Source organism: Streptosporangium sp. NPDC049644, assembly GCF_040675205.1.
Classification (GTDB): domain Bacteria; phylum Actinomycetota; class Actinomycetes; order Streptosporangiales; family Streptosporangiaceae; genus Streptosporangium; species Streptosporangium fukuiense.
In genome coordinates this window covers 1-15,076 of sequence record NZ_JBFAOJ010000145.1, presented here as the reverse complement: position 1 = coordinate 15,076, position 15,076 = coordinate 1, and the positions used below count along the sequence as shown (strand labels likewise).

Below are 15,076 nucleotides of genomic sequence, written 5' to 3'. Positions count from 1 at the left end.
TGCACGCCCTGCCCGCCGGGCCGCAGCCCGGCGGCGGTCAGCTGGCGGCGGGTCAGCAGGTGCGGCGGCGACATCCGCCAGGGGTAGGTAGGGATGCCGTACCTCTGGCCGGTGGGGTCCCAGAAGCGGGCGCGGATGCGGCTCATCAGCTGGCCATCACCGTCGAGCGGTGGCCGTTGCCGCAGGTCCCCACGAACAGGCCATAGGCATCGTCGCTGTAGCCCACGACCGGCTGGCCGCAGTCGCCGCAGTTGTAGGCCATCGTGTACTGCGCATCGCGGTTCGTCCGGTACACCGCGAAGTCGGTCTTCTTACCCATGTCGGCTTACTCCTTGATCGCTCGTGCTACTTCTGGATGACGGGCTTGGTGACGTCGCGGTGCTCGATGCCGACCGCGATGCCCTGGGCGCGCAGGGCCTGACCGATCTCCTCGGCCAGCGCCACCGAGCGGTGGCGCCCACCGACGCACCCGGTGGCGATGGTGACCGGCCGATCGAGGCAGGCGAGAGCGGCCAGGGCGCGAGCGGTCGAGGCGGTGTGGCAGATCAGCGGCCGGGCACCGGGGGTGTTCAGCACGTGCCGGCGAACGGCGGGGTCAAGGCCGGTCAGCTGACGCATGGCGGGATCGTGGTGAGGGTTGCGCAGGTTACGGCGGGCATCGATGGTCACATCGGCCTGCGGGGCGGGGCTGTGGCCGTAGCCGAAGGAGGTGATGAGGACCTGCACAGGAGCGGAGGTGGCGAGGGCGGGCCGGTCGAGGACGTCGCGCAACAGGTCCACGTGCGCGGCGAACACCCTCCCGCCATACGTCGCCTCCAGATAAGCGGCCAGGGCGTCGTAGCTGTTGGCACGCACCCACGCGGCACGGGCGGCGTCGTCGGCCCCTGTCACGGCGGGCAGGTTGCCGCAGGCAACGGCCCCCAAGTGGTCCCAGGCAGGGACGGTCACCATCCACGCCTCATCAGAGGCACGGGGGTCGGGGACGTGACGGGCCGCAAGGGGCTGGAAGTTTCCGCCGCCGCCCAGGAACAGGCCGGTCTCCTCGCCCAATTCCCGGGCCGCGGCATGGGCCGGGTTCTCTCCGGGGTCCACCGTGCCGCCGGGCAGTGCCCAGCCGTGGCCGTCGCCGCGCTCGACCATGACCAGCCAGCGGTGTCCGTACTCGTCGGTGGCGGTCACGATGGCGTCGGCGCAGACCTGCTCTCCCCAGTGGCCCAGCTCGTTGCGGCCGTAGCGAATACCGGTCGGCGCGCCGGGGCTGACCGGGCGACCGTCCACCACGGCGAAGGGGATCACGGCAGCGGCCTGGCGGGCGGGCCAGTCGATGCGGGTGGGGTCGGTCTGCGGGTCGGCCCACCCTTCGGCGACGCCTCGGGTGAGTACGTCGGGGTGGGTGTAGGTGCGGGGGTGGGTGTTCTCGTTCATGTCGTCTCCGTTGCAGGTCAGGCGGCGATGATCAGGGCAGCGATGAACAGCCATCCGATGTGCCAGGACTGATCCAGGGCATAGGCGCCGGTGCCCAGGTGCGGGGCGTCGGTGGTTCCGGGGCGGGGGGCGCCGAGGCGGTAGAAGTCGCTCTTGCCCAGGCGCTCGGCCAGCGTGGCGAGGGTGACGCGCCGGTCGGCCCAGTAGTGCGAGAGGGCGTCCGCCCCCAGCCCGGCGAGGAACGTGATCGGGTGCAGGGTCAGGCCGGTCATCAGGGCGAGTGCGGCTAGGGCGGCGGTCTTGGTGGCGGTGAGGGTGGCCACGTGCCGGACGCAGGCCAGCCGTCCGGCGGTGGTGGGGGCTCCCTTGGCGCACGCCTGGCCGTGGGTCTGCACCCAGTGGTCACCAACCGAGTGGGCGGCGAACAGGGCCGCGAATACCGCGGCGAAGGTGGCGAGATTGCTGGTCATGAGGTTCACCTGTGGGGCTAGAAACCGGAGTGGGAGCGGGCCAAGGTGCGGCAGGTGCCGCAGCGGGAGACGTGCCGGGCACCGTGGGAGCGGCACAGCTCCACCTGGCCGCGCCGCGTACGGCAGCGCGGGCAGCTGGTGGCGGTGCCGTGCTCGTGCTCGCAGTCGATGCACTGGAAGCGGCCCATCACTGGCCACCCCCGCACGGGATCAGGGCGACCGCGTCTCGGCAGTTCTCACAGGCCGGGTCGTAGCCGTAGGTGTGCAGCGGGCAGCGCGCCAGGTCCTCGCTGCGGTGGATGCCCGAGCACAGCGGGCACTGGTAGCGGCTCATGTCAGGCCACCTCGATCCGCTGCTCGATCAGTCCGAAGGTGGCCAGCAGGTCGGCCAGGCCGTTGATCTCGGAGGCGGTGAGACCGGCCCACACTCCGCGGTCGGGGCGCAGAAGCAGCGCGCGGTCTCGGCACAGCTGGCGGACCGGGCACTCGGCGCAGACCTCGCGGGCCACCTGCTCTCGCGCGGCCTGCTCGTCGGCGGGCTCGGAGGTGAAGGTGTCCGGGCCGGTGTGCAGTTCGGGGTCCAGTCCGCACAGCGCGCCCTCGGCCAGCTGGCGCGACAGGCCAGCGGTGATGGCGTCGAACAGGATCAGGGAGGGGTGAGCGGCGGGGGACAGGGCCGCGGGGGCGCTCATCGGTGCATCCCGCACTGGCCGGTGCCCTCGCAGACACCACAGATCTGGGTGGAAGTCATCCATCCGTCACCGCCGCAGCAGTGGCAGGGGTCCCGGTAGATATTGGCCGGGGACGTTGGGTGGGTCATGCTGGTTGTGCTCCTTGTCGAGGAGTGAAGGGGCGGCCCGTGTCTTGGCGGATGGGGGTCGCCCCGTTTGCGTGGGGGATCAGCCGAGGGCGCTGGCGAAGGTCACCAGCGAGTCGGTGACCGTCATCAGGCCGGTGAAGGCGCTTGTCACGAACTGGGCGGCGTGGGTGGGCTCCCGGACGATGAAGAACAGCGCGAGAGCTGTGAGCAGGAACGGGACGAAACGACTGGTCTTGGGGGTGGGGAGCATCGTCGTTCTCCTTGCTCGTCGGTTGGTCATCGAGGGGGCGGGCAGGGCCGTCCCCGACCTAGGTGGATTCGGTAAACGAAAGATCGGTGCACAGGGTCGTGACCTGCGCGGGCCGCCTTGTCGCGGGAGGCGGTAACCCATGAAGTTGTCAGGCGTCGAGTGCGTTCGGCCCGTCGGTCGAAGCGGCTTCGTCGGCGTCGGCGCGCGATCCCGTCGGACCGCCTTCCGAGTGCTTCCGGTGACCCGCCCTTGCGGAGGAGTCACAAGCAGGAGCGTATACGCAACTGCGTATACACACAACCCCTAGGTATACGATGATGCGTATACGCTGGAAGCGTCACCGAAGAGCAGTCGAAGGGATGATCAACAAGTGCCAGAACCGGCCTACGTCCGCATCGCAGGCGAGTACGCCCGACGTATTCGCGCGGGGGAACTTCCTCCCGGCGTGCAACTACCGAGCCATCCCGAGATCGCCCAGCAGAACGGCGTGTCGAACATCGTGGTTCGGAAGGCCCTCGAACTGCTCCTAAGTCAGGGGCTCGTTCGATCCGTACAACGGCGAGGCATCTTCGTCGCCGATCGACCCAACCTCGTTCGCGTTTCTCCCGAGCGCCAGATGGAAAGCGCTGAGCGCTCGTTCCGGAACGAATCCGATCGAGACATCCAGGTAGAACGGGAGGTTGAGCAGGTCCCTGCCAGCAGCGAACTCGCGGAGGCTTTCGGTCTCTCAGAGGGCGAGTTGGTCACCTACGTCATCACCAGGGCCACTGAGGACGGGCGGCCCATCTCGATCTCGGACACCTACCATCCGGTGGATGTTGCCGATGTGTCGGGGGCGGCCTTCCTGGAGGAGACCATCTCCGACCAGCTCCCGACAGCGCCTCACGCCGAGTGGCTGCGCACTCCCCCCGGCGATCTCGTCAAGACGATCCACCAGCGGTTCCTGTCCGCCGATGACCGAGTCATCATGATTTCCGATGTGTCGTACCCGCGGGACCGCTACGACGCGTTCGTGTTCCGCATGGCTCTCAAGCAGTAAGGGCGCAGCAAAAAGGGGAGTGCCGAACAGATGGCACTCCCCTTTTTGCTGCGCTCTTAGCTTCGAACCCAGCCCTGCGCGACGTCCGTCTCCGTCCACCACGAAACGAAGTGTGGATCTACAGAGTCCAGCGTCCACCGCGCCGAGAGGGCGTCAAAGAAGGCATCGTTACCGGTCTTGCCGCCCTTCGGCTCTCCGATGTAGACGAGTCGTTCGCCCCCTGCTCTCTCGAACGAGGCCAGCGCCTCGGATGACATCGTGTCGCCCCATCCGGGCGGCCAGCAGAGGAACAGCACGTGATCCGCTGTTTGGGCACGTGCCGTGAACTCACTTAGATCGCCGACGGGGTGCCACACGTCCGTTTGGCCGGCAACTCCAAGAAATGAGGCGTTCTCGGTCCTGTTGGGCGGCTCCAGGTCGTACGCCTCGACAGTCAGCCCTGAGCGGGCCAGCTGTGCGGCCCAATATCCCCGACCTGCCCCCAGCTCCACGATTGGGAGATCAACGCAGAAGCCGGACATCCATTCGATGGTCTGCGGGGAAGGCACCGCGTAGGCGTAGGTCGCTTGCAGGATCATCTGTGCAAAAGCGAGTCGCGCGCTTCCTTCCGCTCGACCACCGTTCACCACCTGGCGGCCCTCGTGCTCGAACACGAACGGCTCCACGATGTCCCAATAGGGGTTCGGGCTCACGGTGCTTCCGCCGGTCATGTAGTGCACGAACCGCAGGTCAAACGCCCCGTCGGCTTCAACGTCACCGGTCCCTGACAGCCCTGTAGCCATGTCCAGGTACTCGGCCACCTTGGGATACTCGGCTTGAAGCCGCTGCACGTCGTTCAGCAGCGCAGTGAGTTCACTCCATCGTGCCGATGTCATTGCCAGCTGAGCCATGCAGACGAGTTTCCCGCACCGAACCCGTCCGTGCCACGCATCCCAATGCATCCGAAGCCGGTCTTCCGCTGCGTCGGTCGAGTCTCGGAGCTTCTATGCCGGAAACTGCCTCTTTGCTCCGAGCGTCCTCATATGTGGCTTGAGCTGGGAAAATTTACCTGGAGCGCGAAAAAAGGGCGGTTGCGCCACCTTGGGTGGTGGTGCAACCGACCCTTTCTGAGTGACGAACTGAGTGACAACCGCGGCGAACGGCCGCGAACTTTCGCGAACGTCCAAGAACTGTTGACGCAGGTGGATACAAGCCGGATTGCTGGTAACGATCACGCATCGATTGCTTTGGGAGCAGGGGGCCGCAGGTTCAAATCCTGTCACCCCGACGCACGCCGGGCATCGGTTCCGACCGATGCCCGGTTTCTCGTCGTACGGGGGGCGAGTTCCCGGCCACGCGAGACAGGCGGGGCGCATGCGCGCGATGTCTGGAAGGCCGCCTCGCGGCGCGGGAGCGCGGTGAACGTCAGCGGTGGGCGCTGAAGAGGGCCCAGACGGCCTTGCCGCCGCAGTTGAGGTAGTCCCAGCCCCAGCCCTGGCTGTAGGTCTCCACGATGTAGAGACCCCGGCCGTTCTCCGAGATGAAGTCCGGCTCCTTGGGGGTCGGAACCTCGTTGCTGGGGTCCATCACGGCCAGGAGCACGTGGGGCGAGAGACGCAGCAGGACGAGCGTGATCGGGGTGATCCCCGGCTGGCCGGGCGGGCACAGTGCGTAACGGACCGCGTTGGTGACGAGTTCCGAAACCACTAGCGCTGCGTCATCGCTGAGTTCCGCCAGTCCCCAGTCGCGAAGCGTCGAGCGTGTCACGTCCCGGGCGGTCTTCACCGAGTCGGCCTGACTGGGCAGCGGGCACGCGGTGGCGTCGGACTGGTTGGCCTCGAGCAGCTCGTCAAAGCTCACCTCGCGGGTCGCCTGCAGGTAGTCGGCAGCCGATTTTGGCTCCTCCACCATCCTGCCGGTACCTCCCGCTGTCATCGTGAGTCTCCGTACCATGTGAGAGTTTTCAGAGCTTGTGCACCATAAGCCCAATATGCACTAAGCCATCATGGGTCACCGGAACGTCTGCTGCAAGACCCAAATGCACGTGCAGTTGCAATGTGCAGCAGCATGGATGGTTGGGGCGGCGACTTGGCGAATTGGGCAGTGACTTGAGACCTTGTCATAGCGGCCGGAAGTAGTGACACTGTGTGCGCTGGCCCAAGTAGAGAGGGAGGCGAAGTGGCGCAGGTTCAACCGGGATCAGGTCCCACAGCTCTGCGTATCCTCTTAGGCTCCCAACTGCGTCGTCTGCGCGAGGCCAAGGGGCTCTCGCGAGAGGAGGCAGGCCATCTGATCCGCGGATCCGAATCCAAGATCAGTAGGATGGAGCTCGGCCGGGTTGGCCTGAGAGAGCGCGATGTGGCGGATCTGCTCACCTTCTACGGGGTGGAGGACGACCGCGCCCGGTCGGCGATCATGGATCTGCTGCTCAGAGCCAACGAGCCCGGCTGGTGGCACCGGTTCAACGACCTGCTGCCCTCATGGTTTCAGACGTACGTCGGCCTGGAGGAGGCAGCCTCCCGGATCCGTACGTACGAGGTGCAGTTCGTGCCGGGCCTGCTGCAGACGAAGGAGTACGCCAGGGCGGTCATCACCGCGGGGAGCGCCGGCATAGCGCCCGACGAGATCACCCGCCGGGTCGATCTGCGGATGGAGCGCCAGCAGGTGCTCAGGCGGTCCGACGGCCCGTTCTTCTGGGCCGTCATCGACGAGGCCGCGCTGCGACGTCCCATCGGCGGTGCGGACGTCATGCGGGCACAGCTGGAGCACCTGCTCGACCTCATGCGGCAGCCGAACATCACGATCCAGGTGATGCCCTTCAGCTTCGGCGGCCACAGCGCGGAGGGCGGTGCCTTCAGTGTGCTCCGCTTCAACGACAGCGAGCTCCCGGACGTGGTCTACGTCGAGCAGCTGGCCAGCGCCCTCTACCTGGACAAGCGCGAGGACGTCGACCGCTACAGCGAGGTCATGGAGCGGCTGTGCGCGGTCAGCACCACCCCCGGCGAGACGAACGACATCCTGCGGCGGATCATCAAAGAGGACTGAGCGGCCATTGGTCGCTCCATGGTGCCGCTCTGCTCTAGACTGGCCTGCGGCGCTGAACACCCGCCGCAGTGGAGCGTGCCCTAATCTCGCACGTCTCGATGGCTGTGCCAGGTGCCACTCATGTGGGCGCGGCGCGAGAGCTTGCCGCGATAGCCGCTACGACTTGGCGCGCCCGCGATCACTCGAAGTTTGATCAAGGAGACGACCCCGTGAAGACCGCTGTGGAGGAGCTCAGCCCGACCCGGGTAAGGCTTACCGTCGAGGTGCCGTTCGAGGAGCTCGGGGAGAGCCTGCAGGCGGCGTACAAGAAGGTCGCGCAGCAGGTGCGCGTCCCCGGATTCCGCCCCGGCAAGGTTCCGGCCCGCATCATCGAGCAGCGCTTCGGCCGCGCGGTGGTGCTGGAGGAGACCCTCAATGACGCGGTGCCCAAGCTGTACGGCCAGGCCGTCGACGAGAGTGAGATCTTCCCGGTCAGCCAGCCGGAGATCGAGGTCACCAAGATCGAGGACGGCCAGCAGGTCGAGTTCACCGCCGAGGTGGACATCCGCCCCGAGTTCGACGTCCCCGACTACCAGGGCCTCGAGGTGACCGTTCCGGTCTCCGAGGTCTCCGACTCCGACATCGACACCCAACTGGACGGCCTGCGCCAGCGTTTCGCCACGCTGACCGGCGTCGAGCGCGCCGCCGCCGCCGGCGACTTCGTCGTCATGGACCTGGCCGCCTCGATCGACGGTGTCAACATCGAGGAGCAGCAGGCCAACGACGTCTCCTACGAGGTCGGTGCCGGTTCGGTGCTGCAGGGCCTGGACGACGCCCTGGTCGGCCTGTCCGCCGGTGACACCAAGGAGTTCACCACCAACCTGGTCGGCGGCGAGAACGCCGGCGAGGAGGCCGTGGTCACCATCACCGTCAAGAGCGTCAAGGAGAAGGTCCTCCCCGAGCTTGACGACGAGTTCGCCCAGCTCGCCAGCGAGTTCGACACCCTTGACGAGCTCAAGGCGAGCATCAGCGAGCAGGCCCGCCGCAACAAGCTGATCGAGCAGGTCGTCCAGGCCCGCGAGAACGCGCTCGACGCCCTGCTCGGCAAGATCGACATTCCGCTGCCGGAGAGCGCGCTCAAGGCCGAGGTCGACAACCGCAAGCACAACCTTGAGCACCAGATCGCCGAGAGTGGCCTGAGCAAGGAGGCGTTCTTCCGCCTCTACCAGACCACCGAGGAGGAGCGCCTCGCCGAGTTCGACGAGAGCGCCGCCAAGGCACTCAAGACGGGCTTCGTCCTCGACAAGATCGTCAAGAGCGAGGAGCTCGGCGTCAGCGAGCAGGAGCTGACCAACTTCGTGGTGCGCCGCGCCATGCAGATGAACGTCGCGCCCAACACGCTGGCCCAGCACCTGGCCGACAACGACCAGCTCACGCTGGCCATGGTTGAGATCGTCCGTGACAAGGCCAAGAGCGTCATCGGCGATGCCGCGAAGGTGACCGACGAGGCGGGCAACGAGGTCGACCTCAAGGCCATCTACACCGAGATCAACGGTGCGGAGGCCGAGGAGGCCGCCGAGGCTTCGGAGGCCCCCGAGGCTGACGCCGCGAAGTAGCCCCAGGCAGAAGCGAGGGGTGCCCGGCGGGCGCCCCGGACGCCCCCGTCGCGCTCAGCGCGACGGGGGCGTCCGCGTTCTGTCGCTCTCCAGGTCCCGGCCAGGGCCTTCGGCCGCTCCGGGGCCGAGTCGAGGGCGACGTGGGGGTGAGCGCGCCGCAGAGCGCTGCCCTGACGCTCTCCTGGATTCCTCCGGCTCTTCCCGCTTTCCGGAGAGCCCGCGGGCTCCTGGGCCCGCTGAGAGCCGCGGCCCCCTCTCCTCTGCCCCGGAGGCCCTTTCGATCTGCTTCCGGCGTCCGCGCGGGTATCCCGGGAGCTCCGACACGCCGTACGGGCTCCGGCTTCCGAGCCTTTACCGAGGCGTGCGGCGGGAGGCTCCGGGCGCGGTGAGGAGGCGGCGGGCAGCATGCGCCGTCAGCGAACAGCGCGTTGAGGGGGCATGTCCGGTAGGCCGCGCGCGTTAAGGTCACAAGCAAAGCCAATCGATTACGACGCATCGGAAGGTGACGCTGTGACCAGCCCGCCGACCTTCTACCAGCCGACCGGCTCCGGGCCCGAGTCGATGAGCCAGCCGAATGGCTCGTTCAGGCTCGAAGACCAGCTCTACCAGCGGCTGCTGCGTGAGCGCATCATCGTGCTGGGCACCCAGGTCAACGACGAGATCGCCAACCGAATCTGCGCCGAGCTGCTGCTGCTCGCCGCGGACGACTCAGAGCGCGACATCTGGCTCTACATCAACTCGCCAGGCGGTTCCGTGACCGCCGGAATGGCGATCTACGACATGATGGAATACGTGCCTAACAATGTGTGCACGGTCGCGATGGGTCTGGCCGCTTCCATGGGCCAGTTCCTGCTCTGCGCCGGCGAGCGGGGCAAGCGTTACGCCCTGCCGCACGCCCGCATCATGATGCACCAGCCGTCCGGTGGCATCGGCGGCACCGCAGCCGACATCGCCATTCAGGCTGAGCAGATGCTATATGTCAAAAAGACCCTCGCCGAGCGCATCGCGTTCCACACCGGTCAGAACCTGGAGCAGATCGAGGCCGACTCCGACCGTGACCGCTGGTTCACGGCCGAGGAGGCCAAGGACTACGGCTTCATCGACCAGGTCGTGCGCAGCGCTCGACAGGTGCCCTCCACGGGCGCCGTCTCCTGAAGGGGCACAAGGTGAGTGAGTTGATCCGGCCGGGAGACATCAACGGCCGTTACGTTCTTCCGTCCTTCAGTGAGCGCACGTCCTACGGCGTGCGGGAGATGAACCCGTACGCCAAGCTCTTCGAGGACCGCATCATCTTCCTCGGTGTGCAGGTGGACGACGCGTCGGCCAATGACGTCATGGCGCAGTTGCTGACCCTGGAGTCGCTCGACCCCGACCGTGACATCAGCATCTACATCAACTCGCCGGGCGGTTCCTTCACCGCCATGACGGCGATCTACGACACGATGCAGTTCGTCCGGCCGGAGATCCAGACGGTCTGTCTGGGCCAGGCGGCCTCGGCGGCGGCGGTCCTGCTGGCCGGCGGCACGCCCGGCAAGCGCTTCGCCCTGCCGAACGCCCGCATGCTGATCCACCAGCCCTCCACCGAGGGGGGCGGCCAGGGAAGCGACATCGAGATCCAGGCGCGCGAGATCCTCAGGATGCGCGCCCAGATGGAGAGCATCATCGCTCAGCACTCGGGCAGGGCGCCGGAGGCGGTCCGCAAGGACATCGAACGGGACAAGATCCTTGATGCCGTGGAGGCCAAGGAGTACGGGCTGATCGACGACATCATCCCGTCCCGCAAGAAGCTCGCGAAGGCCGTAGCCTCCTAACGAGGCATATCGCACCGGAACCGTGCCGAATCGGGCACGTTCCGGTGCGACTCGCCGCTAGGGGGCTCACTGAGGGCTCAGAAGACGGTAACGTCGAAACCTAAGCGGGATGACTTTTCGATCGGGTATCGGGCCGGTCGGAAGAAACGGACCGCGGCAGCCAGGGCGGTCCCACGCAAAGGAGTATCTGGGGTGGCACGCATCGGCGACGGGGGAGACCTGCTGAAGTGCTCTTTCTGTGGAAAGAGCCAGAAGCAAGTCAAGAAGCTCATCGCCGGACCCGGCGTATACATCTGTGATGAGTGCATTGACCTCTGCAACGAGATCATCGAGGAAGAGCTCAGCGAGTCCTCTGAGCTCAAGTGGGACAGCCTTCCCAAGCCGAGGGAGATCTACGAATTCCTCGACGCCTACGTCATCGGTCAGGACCAGGCGAAGAAGGCTCTCTCCGTAGCGGTCTACAACCACTACAAGCGGGTGCAGTCCGGCGAGCGCGGGCGTGACGACGGCATTGAACTGGCCAAGTCCAACATCCTGCTCCTGGGCCCGACCGGTTCCGGTAAGACGCTGCTCGCCCAGACGTTGGCGAAGATGCTGAACGTTCCGTTCGCCATCGCCGACGCCACAGCCCTGACAGAGGCGGGCTACGTGGGCGAGGACGTCGAGAACATACTGCTCAAGCTGATCCAGGCCGCCGACTACGACGTCAAGAAGGCCGAGACCGGCATCATCTACATCGACGAGGTCGACAAGATCGCTCGTAAGAGCGAGAACCCGTCGATCACCAGGGACGTCTCCGGTGAGGGCGTGCAGCAGGCCCTGCTGAAGATCCTGGAGGGCACGACCGCGAGTGTGCCGCCGCAGGGCGGCCGTAAGCACCCGCACCAGGAGTTCATCCAGATCGACACCACCAACGTGCTGTTCATCTGCGGTGGGGCCTTCGCCGGCCTCGAAAAGATCATCGAATCCCGGATCGGCCGCAAGGGCATCGGTTTCAACGCCATCATCCGTTCCAAGGAGGACATCGACAGCTCCGACATCTTCGGAGACGTCATGCCCGAGGATCTGCTGAAGTTCGGCATGATCCCCGAGTTCGTCGGCCGGCTCCCGGTCATCACGAGCGTTCACAACCTTGACCGTGAGGCGCTCATCCAGATCCTCACCGAGCCGCGCAACGCCTTGGTCAAGCAGTACCGGCGCCTGTTCGAGCTGGACAATGTCGAACTCGAGTTCACAGACGACGCGCTTGAGGCGATCGCGGACCAGGCGATCCTGCGCGGCACCGGTGCCCGTGGCCTGCGAGCGATCCTGGAGGAGGTTCTCCTCTCGGTGATGTACGAGGTGCCGTCGCGGCAGGACGTGGCGCGCGTCGTCATCACCCGCGAGTCGGTTCTCGAACACGTCAACCCCACGCTCGTGCCGCGTGACCAGCTCAACAAGCAGCAGCGGCCGCCGCGCGAGAAGTCCGCGTGATCCAGCCTGAGCGAACCGGTTTTCACGGCTGACGCCCCCGCAGGGAGATCCTGCGGGGGCGTCGCTGTTTCCGCTGGTTTCCGCCGGGTCGGCCGGTGGCGCGTTCGCCGGACGATTTCAGCAGCCGGTCCGCGGGGTGGGGGAATACGTCGCGACTCTTCGGCGGGGGAACATCGAGTGCGCGGACATCCCTAGACTTGGACATCGTGACGACGCCAGAGCTGCCCACCCAGTACACACCTGCCGACGTGGAGACCCGGAGCTACGAGCGCTGGGTATCGGAGGGATACTTCACCGCTGATCCGAGCGGCGAGCGCGAGCCTTACAGCATCGTCCTGCCTCCGCCGAACGTGACCGGTGTCCTGCACATCGGCCACGCACTCGACCACTCGATCCAGGATGCGCTGACCAGGCGCGCCCGCATGCGCGGCCAGCAGACACTCTGGCTGCCAGGCATGGACCACGCCGGCATCGCCACCCAGAACGTCGTCGAACGCGAGCTCGCCAAGGAGGGCCTGTCCCGGCACGACCTCGGCCGCGAGGCGTTCGTCGAGCGGGTCTGGCAGTGGAAGGAGGAGTCCGGTGGCCGGATCCTCGGCCAGATGAAGAAGCTCGGCGATGGCGTCGACTGGTCACGCGAACGCTTCACCATGGACCCGGGACTGTCCCGCGCCGTCCAGACGATCTTCAAGAGGCTCTTCGACGACGGGCTCATCTACCGCGCCGAGCGCATCATCAACTGGTGTCCGCGCTGCCTGACCGCGCTTTCGGACATCGAGGTCGAGCACAGCGAGGACGAGGGCGAGCTCGTCTCGATCCGTTACGGCGACGGTGACGACTCCATCGTGGTCGCCACGACTCGGGCCGAGACGATGCTCGGTGACACCGCCGTGGCCGTGCACCCCTCCGACGAGCGCTACGCGCACCTGATCGGAAGGGAAGTGGAGCTACCGCTCACCGGACGTCTCATCCCGATCGTCGCCGACGAGCACGTCGACCCGGCCTTCGGCACCGGGGCGGTCAAGGTCACTCCGGCGCACGACCCGAACGACTTCGAGATCGGACGGCGCCACTCGCTGCCGTCCCTGACGATCATGGACGAGCGCGGTGTGGTCACGACCCACGGCCCGTTCCAGGGGCTCGACCGCTTCGAGGCCAGGCCCGCGGTGGTGGCCGCGCTACGCGCCGAGGGGCGGATCGTGGCGGAGAAGCGCCCCTACCTTCACTCCGTCGGGCACTGCTCACGCTGCAAGACCGTGGTCGAGCCACGGCTCTCACTCCAGTGGTTCGTCAACGTCTCGCCCCTGGCGAAGGCGGCGGGCGATGCGGTCCGTGACGGCCGGACGAAGATCCACCCGCCGGAGCTGGCCAAGCGCTACTTCGACTGGGTCGACGACATGCACGACTGGTGCATCTCCCGGCAGCTGTGGTGGGGGCACCGTATCCCGGTCTGGTACGGCCCCGGCGGTGAGGTCGTCTGCGTCGGTCCCGACGAGCAGGTGCCCGATGGTTACGTCCAGGACCCCGATGTCCTCGACACCTGGTTCTCCTCCGGGTTGTGGCCGTTCTCCACTCTCGGCTGGCCGGACAGGACACCCGAGCTGGCGAAGTTCTACCCGACCTCCGTCCTGGTGACCGGCTACGACATCCTGTTCTTCTGGGTCGCCCGGATGATGATGTTCGGCATCTACGCGATGGACGGCGAGCCGCCGTTCCGGACCGTGGCTCTGCACGGCATGGTCCGGGACCAGTACGGCAAGAAGATGTCGAAGTCGTTCGGCAACGTCGTCGACCCGCTCGACTGGATCGAGCGCTTCGGGGCCGATGCCACCCGTTTCACGCTGCTGCGTGGCGCCAACCCCGGCTCCGACGTGGCGATCAGCGAGGAATGGGCAGGAGGGTCGCGCAACTTCTGTAACAAGATCTGGAACGCCACTCGTTTCGCGCTGATGAACGGTGCCGTGACGGGTGAGCTTCCGTTCGAGGAGCTGACCGCCGCCGACAGGTGGATCCTGTCCAGGCTCCAGGAGATCGTCGCGTCGGTGGACGCCGCGTTCGAGGACTTCGAGTTCGCCAAGATCTCCGACCTGCTCTACCACTTCGCGTGGGACGAGGTCTGCGACTGGTACGTGGAACTCGCCAAGATCCAGATCGCCTCCGGGCAGGAGCACACCCGGCTCGTGCTGGGTCATGTCCTCGACTCGCTGCTCCGTCTGCTCCACCCGCTGGTCCCGTTCGTCACCGAGGAACTGTGGCGGGCGGTCACCGGGCACGAGTCGATCGTGGTCGCGCCATGGCCGACGGTCCAGGAATCGTTGCGTGATCCCTCGGCGGAGGAGGAGATCATCGCGGTGCAGGGGCTGATCACCGAGGTGCGCAGGTTCCGCTCCGACCAGGGCCTCAAGCCAGGGCAGCGGGTCGCCGCGCGGCTCTCGCTCGCCGGTACGGCTCTGGCCTCTCACGAAGGGGCGATCCGGTCGTTGCTCCGGCTCGACCAGCCGTCCGACTCGTTCGCCGCGACCGCCCATCTCGATGTGAGCGGGGTCGTCGTGGAGATCGACACGGCGGGGGCGATCGATGTGGTCGCCGAGCGTAAGCGCATGGAGAAGGATCTCGCAGTGGCGCGCAAGGAGGCGGCCCAGGTCGCGGCCAAGCTCGGCAATGAGCAGTTCATGGCCAAGGCGCCGGACGATGTGGTGGCCAAGGTGCGATCCCGTGCCGCGCAGGCCGACCAGGACATCGCGCGGTTGCTCGCTCAGCTGGCGGCGTTGCCGACGGGCTGACGGCCTGAGTTCTAGAGCAGGGCGTGAGCCCTGACCTGAGGATCCCAGCCGGCGGCTGGGAGGAGAACGGCACAGGTCAGGAAGTCGGAGTGAAGCGAGAACCCGGAGTCTCCTGACTCCGGGTGCTCGTGTTTGAGAGCTGAAGTCTCAGGGAAGACCTAGTTGTTACCAGGAAGTTGGTCATGGTGGCCCCAGGAGGCTGCTAGAGTTCTTCAGGCAGGGCAGAGTCCTGCAGCCCCCTCTGAAAATCTGGCGAATCGGGCGTGTCTGCACAAGTTGGACATCGACCGAATGTTGGAGTAAGTTAGAGGGGTTGCCCTGGAGACAGGGTGGTCGCAATCCTAGCGGATTCGGCGGGTTCGAGTCGATGGTCGGAAAACCGGCAA

At 66.5% G+C, this 15,076-nt stretch carries 16 protein-coding genes; 7 read left to right on the top strand and 9 right to left on the bottom strand.

Annotation, left to right across the window (positions count from 1 at the left end):
* Positions 1-145 precede the first annotated feature (145 nt).
* The 7 genes from AB0J58_RS41650 to AB0J58_RS41620 all read right to left on the bottom strand — a co-directional run bounded on the left by AB0J58_RS41650 (position 146) and on the right by AB0J58_RS41620 (position 2,965).
* Positions 146-319 (bottom strand): hypothetical protein, encoded by a 174-nt coding sequence (locus tag AB0J58_RS41650; RefSeq protein ID WP_364226651.1) that lies wholly within the window; start codon positions 317-319, stop codon positions 146-148.
* Positions 320-345: 26 nt separating this feature from the next.
* The gene (locus AB0J58_RS41645; RefSeq protein ID WP_364226648.1) at positions 346-1,425 is read right to left on the bottom strand and encodes an RNase adapter RapZ; all 1,080 of its coding nucleotides are present in this window, start codon (positions 1,423-1,425) and stop codon (positions 346-348) included.
* A gap of 17 nt (positions 1,426-1,442) precedes the next feature.
* Positions 1,443-1,895 carry a transcriptional regulator gene (locus AB0J58_RS41640; RefSeq protein WP_364226645.1) on the bottom strand — a complete coding sequence of 151 codons (453 nt, stop codon included), beginning with the start codon at positions 1,893-1,895 and terminating at the stop codon, positions 1,443-1,445.
* A gap of 17 nt (positions 1,896-1,912) precedes the next feature.
* Positions 1,913-2,083: a hypothetical protein gene (locus tag AB0J58_RS41635; protein ID WP_364226643.1), complete on the bottom strand. Its 171-nt coding sequence runs from the start codon at positions 2,081-2,083 to the stop codon at positions 1,913-1,915.
* Positions 2,083-2,229, bottom strand: a complete 147-nt coding sequence (locus AB0J58_RS41630; RefSeq protein ID WP_364226641.1) for a hypothetical protein — start codon at positions 2,227-2,229, stop codon at positions 2,083-2,085. Before AB0J58_RS41630 ends, AB0J58_RS41635 begins: the two co-directional genes overlap by 1 nt.
* 1 nt (position 2,230) lies before the next feature.
* Positions 2,231-2,587: a WhiB family transcriptional regulator gene (locus tag AB0J58_RS41625; RefSeq protein WP_364226638.1), complete on the bottom strand. Its 357-nt coding sequence runs from the start codon at positions 2,585-2,587 to the stop codon at positions 2,231-2,233.
* Between the two features lie 207 nt (positions 2,588-2,794).
* A complete protein-coding gene (locus AB0J58_RS41620) occupies positions 2,795-2,965 on the bottom strand; it encodes a hypothetical protein (protein WP_364226636.1) in 171 nt (56 codons plus the stop codon).
* A 370-nt stretch (positions 2,966-3,335) separates the two neighbouring features.
* Here AB0J58_RS41620 and AB0J58_RS41615 point away from each other — a divergent pair, with 370 nt between their 5' ends.
* Positions 3,336-4,004, top strand: coding sequence for a GntR family transcriptional regulator (locus AB0J58_RS41615; protein ID WP_364226633.1), 669 nt, complete (start codon positions 3,336-3,338; stop codon positions 4,002-4,004).
* 56 nt (positions 4,005-4,060) lie between these two features.
* On the opposite strand, the gene AB0J58_RS41610 is transcribed toward AB0J58_RS41615, so the two are convergent.
* Together AB0J58_RS41610 and AB0J58_RS41605 are read right to left on the bottom strand one after the other, a co-directional pair.
* Positions 4,061-4,894 carry a hypothetical protein gene (locus tag AB0J58_RS41610; protein WP_364226630.1) on the bottom strand — a complete coding sequence of 278 codons (834 nt, stop codon included), beginning with the start codon at positions 4,892-4,894 and terminating at the stop codon, positions 4,061-4,063.
* Positions 4,895-5,408: 514 nt separating this feature from the next.
* Entirely contained in the window at positions 5,409-5,918 is a 510-nt protein-coding gene (locus AB0J58_RS41605) for an ATP-binding protein (RefSeq protein WP_245651726.1), read from the bottom strand.
* Between the two features lie 243 nt (positions 5,919-6,161).
* On the opposite strand from AB0J58_RS41605, the gene AB0J58_RS41600 reads away from it, so the two are divergent.
* The 6 genes from AB0J58_RS41600 (at position 6,162) to AB0J58_RS41575 (ending at position 14,690) form a co-directional block, all read left to right on the top strand.
* Complete coding sequence (locus AB0J58_RS41600; RefSeq protein ID WP_364226627.1) at positions 6,162-7,028, top strand: helix-turn-helix transcriptional regulator; 867 nt, start codon at positions 6,162-6,164, stop codon at positions 7,026-7,028.
* A gap of 209 nt (positions 7,029-7,237) precedes the next feature.
* Positions 7,238-8,623, top strand: a complete 1,386-nt coding sequence (gene tig, locus AB0J58_RS41595; protein ID WP_364226624.1) for a trigger factor — start codon at positions 7,238-7,240, stop codon at positions 8,621-8,623.
* Between the two features lie 561 nt (positions 8,624-9,184).
* Positions 9,185-9,778 carry an ATP-dependent Clp protease proteolytic subunit gene (locus AB0J58_RS41590; RefSeq protein ID WP_051752985.1) on the top strand — a complete coding sequence of 198 codons (594 nt, stop codon included), beginning with the start codon at positions 9,185-9,187 and terminating at the stop codon, positions 9,776-9,778.
* A gap of 11 nt (positions 9,779-9,789) precedes the next feature.
* Complete coding sequence (locus AB0J58_RS41585; RefSeq protein WP_030917740.1) at positions 9,790-10,434, top strand: ATP-dependent Clp protease proteolytic subunit; 645 nt, start codon at positions 9,790-9,792, stop codon at positions 10,432-10,434.
* A gap of 192 nt (positions 10,435-10,626) precedes the next feature.
* Complete coding sequence (gene clpX / locus AB0J58_RS41580) at positions 10,627-11,907, top strand: ATP-dependent Clp protease ATP-binding subunit ClpX (protein ID WP_030917736.1); 1,281 nt, start codon at positions 10,627-10,629, stop codon at positions 11,905-11,907.
* A gap of 206 nt (positions 11,908-12,113) precedes the next feature.
* Positions 12,114-14,690: a valine--tRNA ligase gene (locus tag AB0J58_RS41575; protein ID WP_364226621.1), complete on the top strand. Its 2,577-nt coding sequence runs from the start codon at positions 12,114-12,116 to the stop codon at positions 14,688-14,690.
* The last annotated feature ends 386 nt before the right edge of the window (positions 14,691-15,076 follow it).

Bases quoted from the DNA above. Each gene is read 5' to 3' on its own strand.
- AB0J58_RS41650 (WP_364226651.1), bottom strand. From the start codon at position 319: ATGGGTAAGAAGACCGACTTCGCGGTGTACCGGACGAACCGCGATGCG.
- AB0J58_RS41645 (WP_364226648.1), bottom strand. From the start codon at position 1,425: ATGAACGAGAACACCCACCCCCGCACCTACACCCACCCCGACGTACTC.
- AB0J58_RS41640 (WP_364226645.1), bottom strand. From the start codon at position 1,895: ATGACCAGCAATCTCGCCACCTTCGCCGCGGTATTCGCGGCCCTGTTC.
- AB0J58_RS41635 (WP_364226643.1), bottom strand. From the start codon at position 2,083: ATGGGCCGCTTCCAGTGCATCGACTGCGAGCACGAGCACGGCACCGCC.
- AB0J58_RS41630 (WP_364226641.1), bottom strand. From the start codon at position 2,229: ATGAGCCGCTACCAGTGCCCGCTGTGCTCGGGCATCCACCGCAGCGAG.
- AB0J58_RS41625 (WP_364226638.1), bottom strand. From the start codon at position 2,587: ATGAGCGCCCCCGCGGCCCTGTCCCCCGCCGCTCACCCCTCCCTGATC.
- AB0J58_RS41620 (WP_364226636.1), bottom strand. From the start codon at position 2,965: ATGCTCCCCACCCCCAAGACCAGTCGTTTCGTCCCGTTCCTGCTCACA.
- AB0J58_RS41610 (WP_364226630.1), bottom strand. From the start codon at position 4,894: ATGGCTCAGCTGGCAATGACATCGGCACGATGGAGTGAACTCACTGCG.
- AB0J58_RS41605 (WP_245651726.1), bottom strand. From the start codon at position 5,918: ATGACAGCGGGAGGTACCGGCAGGATGGTGGAGGAGCCAAAATCGGCT.
- AB0J58_RS41590 (WP_051752985.1), top strand. From the start codon at position 9,185: ATGAGCCAGCCGAATGGCTCGTTCAGGCTCGAAGACCAGCTCTACCAG.